The following is a 15523-nucleotide window of genomic DNA, read 5'->3' as shown; positions in this document are numbered from 1 at the left end:
GCTCCTGACGGCATGTATCAACTCTGTGGAAGGACGAGGACGACAGTGGCCGGACGAGGCAGGCCCAGCCGCAGCACCGTCTACAACCGACTCAGCGGAGCGCTGACAGAGCTCAACGAGCGCTTCGGCGGGCTCCCCAGCCCCAGAGAAGCCCACGAGATCTGGGACGACATCTGGCACCAGGAGGCGCACCACTCCACGGCACTGGAGGGCAACACGCTGGTCCTGCGCGAGGTGCAGGCCCTCCTGGACCAGGGGCGAGCGGTCGGAGCGAAGCCGCTTCGCGAGTACAACGAGGTCCAGGGCTATGCCGACGCGGCTCGATGGGTCTACGGCCAGGCCCTCGAGCCGGATGCCTGGCACGACGGCCGGCTCATCACGCTCAGCGAGATCCGCCATATCCACCACGCCGCCATGACGCCGGTCTGGAACGTTGCCCCCCATCCGGAAGCTGGCGATCGCGAAGGGCCTGGCAACTTCCGCGAGCACGACATCGCGGCTTTCGCCGAAGGGATGGTGCCTCCACGGTGGCCGCTCGTGCCGGCGCAGGTCGAGCAGTGGGTGGGTGATGTCTGCACGCTCGGCCAAAAGATCGAGAGAAGCGAGGATCTCGGGCGCCCGCTACCCGAGGAACTGGCAGGCATTCACAACCAGTTCGAGAGGATCCATCCGTTCCTCGACGGCAACGGTCGAACGGGCCGGCTCGTCATGAACCTCGTCCTGGTCCGGCTCGGGTACCCGCCGATCATCATCTTCAAGCGGCAGCGGGAGGCGTACCTGACCGCGTTGCGCAGGGCGGACGCCGGAGACTGCGGCGCCCTCGGAGAACTCATCGCCAGGGCGATGGAGGACAACCTCAACCGCTTCATCGTCCCGAACGTGGCCGGTCCGGCCAGAATGGTGCCGCTCGCTGCCCTCGTTGACGAAGAGCTCTCCCTGGCGGCGCTCCGGCAAGCGGCACAACGTGGCCGCCTGAACGCCGTACAAGGTTCCGATGGAGTCTGGCGCTCCTCACGAAAGTCCGTCGGCGCCTATAAGGCAGCCAAACATCAGCGCAGGCCGCGCCCTACCAGCTGAAGCTCCCCGACCGGAATGCGGGCACTGCCCGTGAGGTTTGATTGGGGCATGGCTACTCGTGCACGTGTCCGCGCCCCCGAACTGGTGGGGAAGGGCGGCTGGCTCAACACCGGCGGCAAGGATCTGTCGCTGGCGGACTTCCGCGGCAAGATTCTCGTCCTCGACTTCTGGACCTTCTGCTGCATCAACTGTCTCCACGTCCTGGACGAGCTGCGGGAGCTGGAGGAGAAGCACCGTGACACGGTGGTGATCGTCGGCGTCCACTCGCCCAAGTTCGTGCACGAGGCCGACCACCAGGCCGTGGTGGACGCGGTGGCCCGGTACGAGGTGCACCACCCGGTGCTGGACGACCCGGAGTTGGTGACCTGGAAGCAGTACGCCGTGCGGGCCTGGCCGACGCTGGTGGTGGTCGACCCGGAGGGGTATGTGGTCGCTCAGCATGCCGGTGAGGGGCATGCGCACGCGATCGCCAAGCTGGTCGAGGAGCTGGAGGCGGAGCACACCGCCAAGGGGACGCTGCGGCGCGGCGACGGCCCGTACGTGGCGCCGGAGCCGGTGGCGGGGGACCTGAAGTTCCCGGGCAAGGCGGTCCGGCTGCCGGACGGGCACTACCTGGTCGCGGACTCGGGGCACCACTCGCTGGTGGAGCTGGCCGAGGACGGCGAGACGGTGGTGCGGCGGATCGGCGACGGCGAGCGCGGGTTCGTGGACGGTACGGCGCCCCGGTTCAGCGAGCCGCAGGGTTTGGCGCTGGCGCCCGAGGGGCTCGGCTACGACGTGGTGGTGGCCGACACGGTGAACCACGCGCTGCGCGCGGTCCGGCTGGCGGACGGTTCGGTCAGCACGCTGGCGGGCACCGGGAAGCAGTGGTGGCAGGGTTCCCCGACCGAGGGGCCGGCCGCCGGGGTCGACCTCTCCTCGCCGTGGGACGTGGCGTTCTTCGACGGCCGGGTCTGGATCGCGATGGCGGGGGTGCACCAGCTCTGGGCGTACGACCCGGCGGCGGAGACGGTCGCGGTCGCGGCCGGGACCACCAACGAGGGCCTGGTGGACGGGCCGGTCGCGGAGGCGTGGTTCGCCCAGCCGTCCGGGCTCGCGGTCTCGGCGGACGGCGAGCGGCTCTGGGTCGCCGACTCGGAGACCTCGGCGGTCCGTTGGGTTTCACGTGAAACACAGTCCGTGCACACAGCGGTCGGCACCGGTCTGTTCGACTTCGGGCACCGGGACGGCGCGGCCGACCAGGCCCTGCTCCAGCACCCGCTCGGGGTGACCGTGCTGCCCGACGGGTCGGTGGCGATCGCCGACACGTACAACCACGCGCTGCGCCGCTTCGACCCGGCCACGGGCGAGGTCAGCACGCTGGCCACCGATCTCCGCGAGCCCTCCGGCGCGGTGCTGGTGGGCGAGGACATCGTGGTGGTGGAGTCGGCCCGGCACCGGCTGACCAGGCTCCGGCTCCCCGAGGAGGCCGTCCGGGTGGACGCGGTCGCGCACCGTACCCAGCGCGCCGCGACCGAGGTGGCGCCGGGCGCGCTCCGCCTGGAGGTGGTCTTCCAGGCCCCCAGCGGGCAGAAGCTGGACGAGCGCTACGGCCCGTCCACCCGCCTGCTGGTCAGCTCCACCCCGCCCGAGCTGCTGCTCTCCGGCGCGGGCGCCGACTCCGACCTCACCCGTGAGCTGGTCCTCTCGGACCAGCTCACCGAGGGCGTCCTGCACGTCTCGGCGATGGCCGCCTCCTGCGACGACGACCCGGAGATCGAGTACCCCGCCTGCCACGTCCACCAGCAGGACTGGGGCGTCCCGGTCCGGATCACCCCGGCCGGGGTCAGCCGGCTGCCGCTGGTGCTCGCCGGGATGGAGTAGGACCGGGAGGGCCCCTGCCCCGTCAGCCCGCCGCGAGGCGGTTGCTCAGCCGTTCCTTGGCCACGGGCCACTCGTCGGCGAGCATCGAGAAGTACACGCTGTCCCGCCAGCTGCCGTCCCGGCGCTGGCGGGAGCGGCGGAAGGTGCCCTCGTACCGGGCGCCGAGGCGCTTGATCGCGTTCTGCGAGCGCTCGTTGAGGTGGTCGGTCTTCCAGCAGACCCGGCCCATGCCGAGCTCCTCGAAGGCATGCCGAAGCAGCAGCAGCTTGGACTCGGTGTTGATCGCGGTCCGCCAGACCTGGCGGCCGTACCAGGTGCCGCCGATCTCCAGGCTCTCGTCGCCGGCGGAGGCGTCGAAGTAGCAGGTGACGCCGACCGCCTTGCCGGTGCCCAGCTGGATGACCGCGAAGGGGTCGCAGCTCGGGTCGTCGATCCGGTCGGTGACGTTGGCGACCATCTCGCCGGGGGTGCCGGGGATCGGGACCGGGACCCAGCGGAACACCTCCTCGTCGCCCCCGGCCGCCTCGAAGAGGTCGGCGGCGTGGGCGGGGGTGAGCGGCTCCAGCCGGACGTGACGGCCGGTCAGGACAACGGGGGAGGGCAGCTTCGCGGTCATGCCGACAACGCTAGCCTTCCATTGAACTAGGTGCAACACATATATGCACTAGTGCAAAGTCTGCCAGGTTGCTGCCACCGCACCTGCAGCTTGCTGACCCCGGAACCCCTGGGGCGGCCCGGCCGGGCCCGGCATCGTTTTCGGAGTCGTACTGACTCCAAGAAAGCGAGCCCGCTCCGATGGCTGTCCTGGCCGAAACCCCCCTGGTGGCAGACCCGCCGCCGGCACCGACCCGGTTGTCGGGTCAGCACAAGCTGATCCTCGCCCTGCTGCTGGGCACTCAGTTCATGCTCACGGTCGACTTCTCGATCCTCAACGTCGCCCTGCCGGACCTCGGCGCCGACCTGGCCTTCTCGAAGGCGAACCTGCAGTGGGTGGCCACCGCGTTCGCGCTGCCGGCCGCCGGCTTCACCCTGCTGTTCGGCCGGTTCGGTGACCTGTTCGGCCGCCGTCGGCTGTTCCTCGGCGGGATGGTCCTGCTGGCCGCCGCCTCGCTGCTCGGCGGCCTGACGGACAGTCAGCAGCTGATCATCGTGGCCCGGGTGCTGCAGGGCCTGGCCACCGCGATGGCCACCCCGGCGGCGCTCTCGCTGCTCACCACCGCCTTCCCGGAGGGCGCGCTCCGCGACAAGGCGCTCGGCCTCAACGGTGCGCTGCTGTCCGGTGGTTTCACCGTCGGCGCGCTGCTCGGCGGCGTCCTGACCGATGTGCTGACCTGGCGCTGGGCCTTCCTGCTCAACGTGCCGATCGCGCTGCTGGTGCTGTTCGTGGCGCCCGCCGTGATCAAGGAGAGCCGGACCCCGGAGCAGGTGAAGCTGGACATCCCCGGCGCCGTCACGGTCACCGGTGGCCTGCTCGCGCTGACCTACGGCTTCACCGCCGCCGGCAGCTCCGGCTGGGGCGACCCGGTCGCGCTCGGCTCGCTGCTCGTCGCCGCGCTGCTGCTGACCGCCTTCTACCTGATCGAGCGCAAGGCGGTCGCCCCGCTGGCCTCGGTCCGGATCCTCAACCGTCCCTCGGTCAAGTGGGGCAACATCGGCGGCTTCCTGGCCTTCGGCATGGAGACCGCGGTGGTCTTCATGATGACGCTGTATCTCCAGGAGGTGCTGCACTACTCGGCGATGGCCACCGGCCTGGCCTTCGCGGTGCCGGGTGTGGCCGCGGTGCTGGCCGGTCTCGGCGCGCCGAAGCTGATCGGCCGGTTCGGCAGCCGGAACGTGCTGGTCGGCGGTCTGCTGGTGCAGGCGGTGGCCAACCTGCCGCTGCTCTTCCTCGGTGCGGAGAAGGGCTGGTTCGCCCTGGTCCTGGCGGTGCTCGGGGTCGGCTTCTACGGCAACGTGACCGCGATCGTCGCCTTCAACGTGACCGCCACCTCCGGCCTGCCGAACGAGGAGCAGGGCCTGGCCACCGGCCTGACCACGCTCACCCAGCAGATCGGCTTCACCCTCGGCATCCCGCTGCTCAGCTCGATGGTGGCGCTCGGCGCCTCCGGTCACCAGGACACCGGCTCCGCCGCGGCCCTGCTGGACGGCATCCAGCTCGGGGTCGGCGTGGACGTCGCGCTGACCGCGGTGGGCGTGGCCCTGATCGCCTACTTCCTGCGCCGCGCGGCCCGGCAGCCCTCGGCCTGAGTCCGTCCGAATCCCACACCCGAGGAGAACCATGAGCACCGCAACGGCCGAACAGCCGGTCACCGCCGTCGATGCGGCCGAGCCGGCCCCCGGATTCGGCGCCCGCCCGTCCCGTGAGTTCGTCGAGTCGTTCCTGCCCTGGCTGACCCGGGGTGCCGAGGAGCTGGACCGGGCCTTCGGCGAGCCCGCCGTCCAGGCCGAACTGCTGGACGCCATCCGCTCGTTGGCCGTCCTGCGGGAGGCCGGCGACGAGGACGCGTTCTTCGCGCAGCAGTACCTGCTGTCCCGGATCTACGCCCTGCACCTCCAACTCCCCAGCGGCGCCTCGGCGGAGGGCTCGGTCGTGCTGCACGCCGTGACCCGGCGGCTGGAGCTCGACACGATGGCCGCCGAGGACGCCCGGCTGGACGAGGAGGTGCTGGCCGGGGCCCCCGAGGACGCCGAGAGCTACGTGCCGTGGCTGAAGGAAGTCACCCGCGCGCACCGGGCGTTCAAGCACCCGTACTACCACGAGTTCGTCCGGAACGAGGCGAACCCCTCGGACCTGCGCCGGTACATCGTGCAGGAGTCGGCGGTCGACTCCCGGTTCGACGACCTGCTGGCCCTGATGCAGCTCGGGACCAGCGGTGGCGCCAAGTTGGAGATCGCCACCAACTTCTGGGACGAGATGGGCAACGGCGACCCGCTGCAGGTGCACACCCTGCTGTTCGGCAAGATCATCGACTCGTTCGGGATCAGCGACGCCGAGCTGGAGGGCGGCCTGACCGCCGAGGCGCTGCTCAGCGGCAACCTGGCAGTGCTGTGCTGCCGTTACCGCAGTCTCTTCCCGGAGGCGGTCGGCTTCCTGGCGATGACCGAGTGGCTGGTGCCCGACCGGTTCTCCCAGGTGCTGCACGCCTGGCGCCGGCTGGACCTGCCGCCGGCCGCGATCGTCTACCACGACCTGCACATCGGGGTGGACGCCCACCACGCCAGCGGCTGGTTCGCCAACGTGGTCAAGCCCGCGGCGGCCGATTCGGCCACCCGCCGGGCGATGACCCGGGGCGCCCTGTGGCGGCTCAACTCCTCGGCCAGGTACCTGGATCACAGCCTGGCCTGGTCCCGGTGACCAGCTCGCACCGGCGGTTCCAGGTCATCGCCGCACTGCTCGCGGTGTGGGTGCTGTGGGGCTCGACGTTCCTCGGCATCCGGGTGATGGTCGGTGCCGCGCCCCCGCTGTTCGCGGCCGGGGTCCGGTTCACCGCCGCCGGGGCGATCCTGCTGACGGCGGTGGCCTGGGCCGCCCGTCGGCGGAACAAGTACGGCGTCCGGAAGCAACACGGCGTCAGGAACGAGCACGGCGTCCGGGAGCGGTTGCGCGGCCGGGCCGGGCGGTTCGCCCTGCTCGGGGTGCTGCACTTCCTGTGCGCCAACGGCCTGGTCAGCGTGGCCGAGCAGCGGCTCCCCTCGGCGGCGGCGGGTGTCTGCTTCGCCACCGTGCCGCTCTGGACGCTGGTGCTGCGCGCGGCCACCGGCGGGCGGCCGACCACGGCCGATCTCGCCGTGGTGGCCTGCGGGTTGGGCGGAGTGGCGCTGCTGCTCGGCTTCCAGCCCGGGCCGTTGCTGCCCTCGCTCCAGGTGCTGGGCGCCGCAGCGGTCTGGGCGCTGGCCGGCCATCTGGCCGCCCGGCCGGACCGCTCGGCCGGGCCGCCCGCGGGCCCCGCGCTCAGCTCGGCGGTCCAGATGGTCTCGGGCGGACTCGCTCTGCTGGCCGCCTCGGCGGTCGGCGGCGAGTGGGCCCGGATCCGGCCGGAGGCGCTCACCTCGGTGTCGTTCTGGCTGGCTGGGGCGCACCTGGTGCTGCTCGGCTCGCTGGTCGGCTTCTGGGCCTACATCTGGCTGGTGACCAAGGTCGACCAGCGGCTGGCCGGCACGTACGCGTACGTCAACCCGGTCGTCGCGGTGCTGCTCGGATGGCTGCTGCTGGACGAACACCTGCCCACCGGCGCCCTGTTGGGCACCGCACTGGTCACCGCCGCGGTCGCCTGGACGGTCCTCTCCCAGGGCACCCACCGCACCCGCCCCCCGGCGGACACCCCTCCTCCCATCCCGCTCACTCAGACAACGAAGGCGAACACATGAGCACCATCGTGGCCGACACGGTCCGGGACAACCTGATCCACACCCTCGGCGTGATCAAGAAGCGCGAGGTCGGCGCCGAGCTGGCCGCCGACGACAACTTCATGCGGGCCCTGAACATGGACTCGCTGGACGCTGTCGAACTGACGGTCCGTCTGAGCAGCGACCATGGCGTCGAGTTCGGCGCCGAGCCGGACGACCTGGACGCCCTGGAGAGCCTCGGCGCACTGATCGACCTGGTGGTCCGCCGGGGCACCAGGTGACCGGCAGTCTGCTCCGGGCGCTGGCCGGGCACGCCGAGGCGGCGCCAGACCGGGCCGCCCTGGTCACCTCGGGGCGGCAGCTCGGCTACCGCGAGCTCTACCGGGAGGCGGCCGCCGTCGCCGCCGGGCTGAACCGGCGCGGGATCGGCCGGGGCGCCCTGGTCGGCGTACACGGCGAGAAGTCGGCCGAGGCGGTGACCGCCCTGCTGGGCGTGCTGCTGGCCGGTGCGGCGTACGTACCGCTGGACCCGTCCGCCCCGGCGGCCCGGCGGCGCGGCCTGGTCGGCGACGCCGGTCCGGCGGCGGTGCTGGGGCCGAGGAGCAGGATGCCCCGGCTGACCGCCGAGCTCGGACCGGTCCGGCTGCTGGCCGTCGAGGACCTGGTGGAGCAGCACGGCGACGAGCCGTACCGACCGGCCGAGGTCGGCCCGGAGGACCTGGCGTACGTGCTCTACACCTCGGGCTCGACCGGGCGTCCGAAGGGCGTCTGCATCCCGCACCGGGCGCTGGACGCGTTCTTCGCGGGGGTCGGGCCGCTGCTGGAGATCGGCCCCGAGTCGGTCTGCCTGAACACCTCGGCGCTGCACTTCGACGTCTCGGTGGTCGATCTGCTGCTGCCGCTGCTGCACGGCGCCACCGTGCACCTGGGCCCGGCGTTGCCGCTGCCCGCGCTGCTGCTTGACCTGATCGAACGGGAGCGGGTCACCCACCTGGCGGCGGTCGGCTCCACGCTGACCCTGCTGGCCCAGCAGGGCGACGGTCTGACCGGCCGTCGGCTGGGCTCGCTGCGCCGGATCATGACCGGGGCCGAGGTGCTCAACCCGGCCACCGTGCAGTCCTGGCTGGCCGCGGCCGAGCAGGTCCGGGTGGTGAACGGCTACGGCCCCACCGAGGCGACCTGCCTGGTGGTGGCCCAGCCGATCGCCGAGCGCGAGCCCGGTCGGACCGCGCACTACCCGATCGGCACGCCGCTGCCCGGCGTCACGGTCGCCTTCCGGGCCCCGGACGGCACCGTCAGCGAGCACGGGCCCGGCGAACTCCTGATCGCCGGTGACCAGTTGATGACCGGCTACCTGAACCGGCCGGAGGAGCAGGCGGCCGCCTTCCTGGAGGTGGCCGGGGTCCGGCACTACCGGACCGGCGATCTGGGCCGGCGCGGACCGGACGGTGTGATCACGTTCGCCGGACGGGCCGACGACGAGGTGAAGATCCGGGGCTACCGGATCAACCTGAACGAGGTGCGCGGATCGGTGGAGTCCCACCCAGCGGTGGCCCAGGCCTTCGTGGCCGCCGCCCCGGACGGGCGGGACGGCCTGGCGCTGGCCTGCGTGGTCCGGCTGCGGGCCGGGGCCGCTGTGGACCAGGCGGCGCTGGCCGCGCACGTGGCCGGGGCGCTGCCCCGCTACATGGTGCCGCGCGAGTTCGTGCTGGTGCCCGAGTTCCCCGCGCTGTCGACCGGCAAGCCGGACACCGTCCGGCTGCGTGAACTCGTGGGGGCCCGATGACCGTCCTGCAGGGTGTCAGAACGGGCTGGTTCACCCCGGCCCAGGAGGAGTTGCGGGCCGGCCTGGCCGCCCACCTGGCCGCCGAGGTCGAACCGCACATCCCGGGCTGGGAGGCGGCCGGCCGGTTCCCGGTCCGCGAGGTACTGGCCGGGCTCGGCGCGGGCGGCTGGCTCGGGCTGCGCTTCCCGCGTGAGCACGGCGGCGCCGGCGGCAGTGCCTGGGAGCACGTGGTGTTCGCCGAGTGTCTGGGCGGCCTGTCCTCGGACAGTGTCGGGATGACGCTCACCGTGCACAACGACATGGTGGCCCCGATGATCGCCGAGGGCGGCACCCCGGCCGCGGTGGACCGCTTCCTCCGGCCGGCGCTCACCGGGGAGTACGTGCTGGCGCACGCGGTCTCCGAACCGGGCGCGGGCTCCGACGTGGCCGCGGTGACCTCCACCGCCACGCCGGTGGACGGCGGTTACCTGCTCACCGGCAGCAAGCGCTGGGTGGTCGGCGGCCTGTACGCGGACGCGTTCGCGGTGCTGGCCCGGCTGCCGGAGGCGCGAGGACCGTTCGGCCACGTGCTGCTGATGGTGCCGTTCGGCGAGGGCGTCACGGTGACGGCCGGTGCCCCGACGCTCGGACTGCGGGCGGCCGGGGTGGCGGGCACGGTCGACTTCGACCGGGTCTTCGTACCGACGGAGTACCGGATCGGCGGCCACGGGCTCGGACTGGTCACCCAGCTACGGCAGTTCGAGCAGGAGCGGATCATCTCCGCCTGCCGCGCGCTGGCCATCGCCGACCGGCTGCTGGAGCGCACCAGGGAGCGGCTGGACCAGCGGATCAGTTTCGGCGCCCCGATCGGCAGCCGACAGGACGTCAGTTTCCGGCTCTCCCGGCTGCGCGCCGAGGTGGAGAGCGCCAGGCAGCTGGCATACACCGCGATCGACCGCTGGGAGGGCGGCGCCGACTACCGCTCGGCCTCCGCGGCGGTGAAGCTCCGGTCCAGCCGGCTGGCCCGCACGGTGGCCCGTGAGTGTCTCCATCTGCACGGTGCTGCCGGGCAGTTGACCGAGAGCCCGGCCAACCGGGCGTTCCGGGACGCCCGGCTGTTCTCCATCTCGACCGGATCGGACGAAATGATGATGACCACCCTGGCACGGCTGGCGGGCTGGGATGACTGACACCGTCTCGACCGCCACCGCACCGCAGCGCGACCTGGCCCCGCTGGTCACCCGCAGGGAGCCGGCCGCCAACCCCGACCAGGACTACGCGGACCGGGTGGCCGCCTTCGTGGCGGCGCACCCGGAGCTGCTGGCCACCGACCGCTGGGAGGACCCGGCCGTCCCGCCGGTCAGGGAGCTGATCGGTGCGCTCGGCGCGGCCGGTCTGCTCCGGGCCGCCTGGCCGGCCGGCACTCCCGGGCCGGACGGCCGCAGCCCGCGCTGCCTGGCGCTCGGCCGGGCGATCCAGCTGCACACCGCCTTCGCCCAGGTCGCCAACGGTGCTCCCGGCGCCGCCGTACTGACCCAACTGGAGGTCGGCACAAGGCTGTTGACCGGCCATCCGGAGCTGCTAGACGGGCTGCTGGACGGCACCGTGACGGTCTCGCTGGCCGCCACCGAGCCGGACGGTGGCAGCGACCTCTCCACCCTGACCACCCGGGTCGGCCGGGACGGCGACCGGCTCACCGTCACCGGGGAGAAGTGGTTCATCAGCAACGCCCCGTTCGCCGACCTGCTGCTGGTGCTGGCCGACGACCCGGACCGGCACACCGGACCGCGTACCGGCCCGGCCCTGCTGCTGGTGGACACCCGGCAGGCCACCGCGGACGAGGTCGAGGTGACCGCGCTGGCGGGCTCCGGCCACACCGGGCTCACCGGCTCGATCAGCCTGCGCTCCGCCCCGGTGCTGGCCGTACTGGCCCCGGCCGGGCAGGGCCTGCTGACCCTGATGCGGCACTGGATCCACGAGCGGGTGATGCTCACCGTCCGGATGACCGCACTGGCCCAGGCGGTGCTGGACGACGCGGTCAGCGGAGCGCGGCACCGGCAGACCTTCGGCAGCCCGCTGCTGACCAACCAGCACGTCCGGTTCCTGCTCGCCGAGCTCTCCGCCGAGGTGGCCGAGGTCCGCTCGGCCGCGCTCCAGGGCGTCCGGCTGCTGGTCGAGGGCGGCTGCACGGCGGCGTACGCCGCGATGTGCAAGTACCGGGCCTCGGTGCTGCTGCGCCGGGTCGCCGACGAGGCGATCCAGCTGGCCGGCGCCGACGGCTACCGCACCGGCCACCCGGCCGAACGGGCGCTGCGCGACGGCTTCGGGCTGGCCCTGGCCGGTGGCACCGACGAACTGATGCTCATGCAGATCGAGAGAGGATGACGATGACTCAGGAAATCCTGGAGCAGCCCGTCGAGGTCCCGGCCTGGGACGCGGGCCGCTACGACAGCCAGTTCGGCTATGTCTCCCGGCTGGCCGGCGGGGTGCTCGACCTGCTCGCCCCGCAGCCCGGCGAGACGGTGCTCGATCTCGGCTGCGGCACCGGCGAGCTGGCCGAGCAGATCCGCGGCCGGGGCGCCCGGGTGCTGCTGGTGGACAGCGACCCGGCGATGGTGGTGGCCGCCAGCCAGCGGCTCCGGCAGCCCGCCGTGCTGGCCGACGGCCACGACTTCAAGGTGGTCGAGCCGGTCGACGCGGTGTTCTCGAACGCCGCCCTGCACTGGATGACCCGCCCCGAGCAGGTGATCCGCTCGGTCCGCACCGCGCTCCGCCCCGGCGGCCGGTTCGTCGCCGAGATGGGCGGCGCCCGCAACGTCGCCGGGATCGTCGAGGCGCTGCGCACCGCGCTGGCCGAGCGCGGCCAGGACGCGGGCATGCGCTCGCCCTGGTACTTCCCCGAGCCCGGTGCGTACGCCGAGCTGCTGGAGGACAACGGCTTCCGGGTCAGCCGGATCGAGCACTTCCCGCGTGAGACCGAGCTGCACGACTGCCCGGAGGGGGTGGTGGACTGGCTGCGGATGTTCGGCTCCGCGCTGGTCGCCCACCTGCCCGAGGCCGAGCACGACGACGTCTTCCGCCGGGCCGGCGAGCTGGCCGAGCCCACCCTGCGCCGGGACGGCCGCTGGTACGCCGACTACTGGCGGCTGCGGTTCGTCGCGGTCACCACCGAGGCCCTCAGCGGGGAGCCGGCCCGATGACCGTCACCGCCGAACGGGCCACCGCCGAGCGGGCCACCGCAGGGCTGGACTCCCCGGCCTTCCGGCTCGACCCCTACCCCGCGTACGCCCGCCTGCGCGAACAGGGCCCGCTGGTCTGGTCCGAGCCGGACCGGACCTACTACGTGACCACCCATCAGGCGGTCGGCGCGGTGCTGAAGGACAAGAACGCCTCGGTGGAGAGCCCGTTCCGGGCCTCTCGGGTGCTGTTCGGCCGGACCGTGATGGACGTGGACGGCCGCGAGCACGCCCGCCTGCGCTCGCTGACGAACCGCTCCTTCGCCGCGCCCGCGGTGCCCGGCTACCTGGAGGACCTGGTCCCCAACTCGGTGCACCGGGTGATCGACGGCCTGGGCAGCAGCGGCCGGGCCGACTTCGTGGCCGGCTTCGCCAACGAGGTCCCGATCCGGGTGATGTCGCAGATCATCGGGGTCAGGACCGAGGACGTGGCCGAGTTCCAGTCCTGCACCGACGCGGTGATCGGCTACTTCGACGCCGCCACCCCCGACACCCGGCGGGCGGCCGTGACCGCCTGGGCGGGCATGCGGGAGCTGCTGCACCGCCGGGTGGACGAGCTCCGCCCGGCCCCGGACGGCAGCGTGATCGGCCAACTGCTGACCGCCGCCGCCGAGGGCGCCGAGGTGGCCGACGACGAGATCGTCCGGCAGATCGGCCTGCTCATCCCGGCCGCCATCGACACCAGCAACCGGCTGCTCGCGAACGCCCTGCACGTACTCTGCTCCCGCCCCGAACTGCTCGAACGCGCCTACGCGGAGCCGGAGTTGCTGGAGGGCATCGTCGAGGAGACGCTGCGCTTCGAGCCGCCGATCCACAGCACCGTACGGATCTGGACCGGCGGCGAACTGCTCGGCACCGAGGTGCCGCGCGGCTCGCTGCTGACCATCCTGCTCGGCTCGGCCAACCGCGACCCCGAGGTCTTCCCCGACCCGGACGTCTTCGACCCGGAGCGGCCGGTCGCCCGCCACCTGTCGTTCGGCGCGGGCCGGCACCAGTGCATGGGCCGCCGGATGGCGCTCGCCGAGGTGATCACCGCCCTGCGGATCCTGCTGGAGCGCTGCCCCGGCCTGCGGTTCGCCGAGCCGCACCCCGACCCGATCGAGGGCTTCTCGTTCCGGTCCCCTACCAAGCTCGTCCTCGCCTACGGGAGCACCAGATGAACGCCGGTCAGATCAGCCACCGCTCCGGGGTCACCGGCCTGGAGTGGGAGGCCGTGGAGAGCGTCTACTACGACTGCCACGTGGTGAGCCTGGCCCAGCTGCTGCCCAGCCGCCTGTTCGCCGCCTTCCTGCTGGTGGCCGGCGCGCCCCGGATCCAGGCCGACTGGGGCGGTCTGACCTGCCGCAACCTGCTGGACAGCGAGGCGGCCCGGGACGTGGTGCTGCTCCAGGAGTTCGGGGTGGAGAAGTACCACCTGCCGGTGGAGGGCGACCTGGCCGCCACCGTCGAGGCCACCGTGCGCGAGCACGGCCACTGCATCGCCCGGGTGGACAGCTACTACCACGAGCACTTCCAGGAGTACTACCTGCAGGAGCACCGCACCAACGGTCACAAGGTCACGGTGATCGACTTCGACCCGGAGACCTGGACGGGCATCGACAACGTCGGCACCCGTACGCTGGCGCTCACCTTCGACCGGCAGCTGTTCGTCGAGTCGGTCCGCTCCAACCTGTTCCACGTCTACGAGAAGCACGACACGCTCTACCGGCTGAACGTCGGCGAGCGGGCGCTCGGCCTGCTGCAGTCCGGTGCGGTGCGCGAGCGCGAGGCGCGCGCGGTGGACGAGTTCCTGGCCGACCGGGCCCGGCTGGCCGGGGAGATCGAGGCGTACCGGCAGGCGTTCACCGACGCGCTGGCGGCGGGCGGCATCCGGCGCTACGCCCAGTTCGCCAACTCGTACACCTCCGCGCTGATGACCGAGCGGGCCTACCTGGCGCTGATCGAGGCGTACTCCCGCTGCACCGAGCCCTGGGAGCTGCTGCCGGACGGCGGCGCGGGCCTGATGGCCGCGCTCAACGAGGCGGTCCGGGCCTGGCGGATGCTCAAGATGCTGTGCCGGACGGCTCAGTTGGGCAACGAGGTGAAGGACACCGCGCTGCTCGGCGCACTCGGCCGGGTGGTGACCGCCGAGCTGGCCACCGTCGGCGCGGCTGCCGTGCCGGTGCCCGCATGAAACTGTTCCTGCTCCCCCCGGCCGGTGCCTCGGCCGGGGTGTTCAAGGACTGGCCGGAGCGGCTGAGCGGCCTCGGCGTCCAGCCGGTGGCGGTCGAACTACCGGGCCGGGGCGGCCGGTTGGGCGAACCGCTGCTGGATTCGGTGCCCGCGCTGGTGGACCGGCTGGTGGCCGAGCACACCCCGGCTCCGGGGGAGCGCTGGGCGGTGGTCGGGCACAGCATGGGCGCACTGCTCGGGGCCGCCTGGGCGGCCCGGGCGCACGCGCTCGGCCGGGCACCCGAGCTGCTGCTGGTGAGCGCCTCGGCGCCGCCCTGGCTGCACTCCACCGCCGCAGAACTGGTCGGCACCGACCAGGAGTTGTGGCAACGGGTGGCCGACCTGGGCGGGCTGCCTCCGGTGCTCAGGGCGCACCCGGCGGCCCGGCTGCTGTTCGGCCGGGTGCTCCAGGCCGACGTGACGGCGGCGGCCCGCTACCGCCCGGCCGGTCCTGAGCCGGTCGGCTGCCCGGTGCTCGCGGTGCGCGGCGCGGACGATCCGCTGGTGACGGCCGAGCTGCTGTCCGGCTGGGCCGGTCTCACCGACCTGGGATTCGAGGAACTCACCCTGCCCGGAGGGCACTTCTACCGGGACGGACTGGCCGACCTGCTCCCGGTGCTGGCCGCCAGGCTGACGGCAATCGGTCCGGCTGTCAGCAAGCTGTCAGCGCCGCGCAGCTTGCTGACGGACGGTCCGCCAGGTGGACGCTCCGGGCGCGGAGATGATGGTGCACCTACCAAGTACGCCGAAAGGGTCGCCCGTTGATGGAGAGCACTACGCCGTACCGGGTGCTGGTCGGGACCGAGGACGCACTGGCCGCCGGGGTCGCCCCGATCGGTGCGGTCCGGCTGCTGGCCCACCTGCCGCCCCGGTGGCGGACCGTCCATCGCGCGCCGGCCACCGGCCTGCTGGAGCTGACCGGGTACGCCCCCAGCCTGACCGCGCTCCGGGCCGAGGTCGCCCGGGCGCTGGCCGACCCGGCGCTGCGGACCTGGCGGCTGGCCGAGCGGTGAACGTCCGCCGG

Annotated in this window: 15 protein-coding genes; 14 read left to right on the top strand and 1 reads right to left on the bottom strand. The window is 72.7% G+C overall.

The window, feature by feature from the left end; all coding sequences use genetic code 11:
• The first annotated feature begins 45 nt into the window (after window positions 1-45).
• Both ASC99_RS21165 and ASC99_RS21160 read left to right on the top strand, forming a co-directional pair.
• Window positions 46-1077, top strand: a complete 1032-nt coding sequence (locus tag ASC99_RS21165) for a Fic family protein (protein ID WP_057234372.1) — start codon at window positions 46-48, stop codon at window positions 1075-1077.
• A gap of 48 nt (window positions 1078-1125) precedes the next feature.
• Window positions 1126-2940, top strand: coding sequence for an NHL domain-containing thioredoxin family protein (locus ASC99_RS21160; RefSeq protein ID WP_057234370.1), 1815 nt, complete (start codon window positions 1126-1128; stop codon window positions 2938-2940).
• Between the two features lie 22 nt (window positions 2941-2962).
• Here ASC99_RS21160 and ASC99_RS21155 read toward each other — a convergent pair whose 3' ends face one another.
• Complete coding sequence (locus tag ASC99_RS21155; protein ID WP_057234368.1) at window positions 2963-3556, bottom strand: GNAT family N-acetyltransferase; 594 nt, start codon at window positions 3554-3556, stop codon at window positions 2963-2965.
• A 179-nt stretch (window positions 3557-3735) separates the two neighbouring features.
• Between ASC99_RS21155 and ASC99_RS21150 the strand changes: the two genes are divergently transcribed.
• The 12 genes from ASC99_RS21150 to ASC99_RS21095 are packed head-to-tail and all read left to right on the top strand — an operon-like array spanning window position 3736 to window position 15512.
• Window positions 3736-5187, top strand: a complete 1452-nt coding sequence (locus ASC99_RS21150) for an MFS transporter (RefSeq protein WP_057234366.1) — start codon at window positions 3736-3738, stop codon at window positions 5185-5187.
• Window positions 5188-5218: 31 nt separating this feature from the next.
• Window positions 5219-6295 (top strand): iron-containing redox enzyme family protein, encoded by a 1077-nt coding sequence (locus tag ASC99_RS21145; protein WP_082598498.1) that lies wholly within the window; start codon window positions 5219-5221, stop codon window positions 6293-6295.
• Entirely contained in the window at window positions 6292-7308 is a 1017-nt protein-coding gene (locus ASC99_RS21140; protein WP_057234364.1) for an EamA family transporter, read from the top strand. The genes ASC99_RS21145 and ASC99_RS21140 overlap by 4 nt, the downstream gene beginning before the upstream one ends.
• Window positions 7305-7568: an acyl carrier protein gene (locus ASC99_RS39465; protein WP_057234363.1), complete on the top strand. Its 264-nt coding sequence runs from the start codon at window positions 7305-7307 to the stop codon at window positions 7566-7568. Before ASC99_RS21140 ends, ASC99_RS39465 begins: the two co-directional genes overlap by 4 nt.
• Window positions 7565-9073 (top strand): amino acid adenylation domain-containing protein, encoded by a 1509-nt coding sequence (locus tag ASC99_RS21130; protein WP_057234361.1) that lies wholly within the window; start codon window positions 7565-7567, stop codon window positions 9071-9073. Before ASC99_RS39465 ends, ASC99_RS21130 begins: the two co-directional genes overlap by 4 nt.
• On the top strand, window positions 9070-10242 hold the full coding sequence (locus ASC99_RS21125) for an acyl-CoA dehydrogenase family protein (RefSeq protein WP_057234359.1): 1173 nt from the start codon (window positions 9070-9072) through the stop codon (window positions 10240-10242). Before ASC99_RS21130 ends, ASC99_RS21125 begins: the two co-directional genes overlap by 4 nt.
• Window positions 10235-11437, top strand: coding sequence for an acyl-CoA dehydrogenase family protein (locus ASC99_RS21120; RefSeq protein ID WP_057234357.1), 1203 nt, complete (start codon window positions 10235-10237; stop codon window positions 11435-11437). Before ASC99_RS21125 ends, ASC99_RS21120 begins: the two co-directional genes overlap by 8 nt.
• Before the next feature lie 2 nt (window positions 11438-11439).
• On the top strand, window positions 11440-12252 hold the full coding sequence (locus tag ASC99_RS21115; RefSeq protein WP_057234356.1) for a methyltransferase domain-containing protein: 813 nt from the start codon (window positions 11440-11442) through the stop codon (window positions 12250-12252).
• On the top strand, window positions 12249-13448 hold the full coding sequence (locus ASC99_RS21110; protein WP_057234354.1) for a cytochrome P450: 1200 nt from the start codon (window positions 12249-12251) through the stop codon (window positions 13446-13448). The genes ASC99_RS21115 and ASC99_RS21110 overlap by 4 nt, the downstream gene beginning before the upstream one ends.
• Window positions 13445-14461, top strand: a complete 1017-nt coding sequence (locus ASC99_RS21105) for a hypothetical protein (protein WP_057234352.1) — start codon at window positions 13445-13447, stop codon at window positions 14459-14461. Before ASC99_RS21110 ends, ASC99_RS21105 begins: the two co-directional genes overlap by 4 nt.
• Window positions 14458-15264 carry a thioesterase II family protein gene (locus ASC99_RS21100; protein ID WP_057234350.1) on the top strand — a complete coding sequence of 269 codons (807 nt, stop codon included), beginning with the start codon at window positions 14458-14460 and terminating at the stop codon, window positions 15262-15264. Before ASC99_RS21105 ends, ASC99_RS21100 begins: the two co-directional genes overlap by 4 nt.
• Window positions 15264-15512: a hypothetical protein gene (locus ASC99_RS21095; protein ID WP_057241173.1), complete on the top strand. Its 249-nt coding sequence runs from the start codon at window positions 15264-15266 to the stop codon at window positions 15510-15512. The genes ASC99_RS21100 and ASC99_RS21095 overlap by 1 nt, the downstream gene beginning before the upstream one ends.
• Window positions 15513-15523: the final 11 nt, after the last annotated feature.

Source organism: Kitasatospora sp. Root107 (assembly GCF_001424875.1).
GTDB lineage: Bacteria > Actinomycetota > Actinomycetes > Streptomycetales > Streptomycetaceae > Kitasatospora.
The sequence above is the reverse complement of the archived record's forward strand: the minus strand, read 5'-3'. Positions and strand labels throughout refer to the sequence as shown.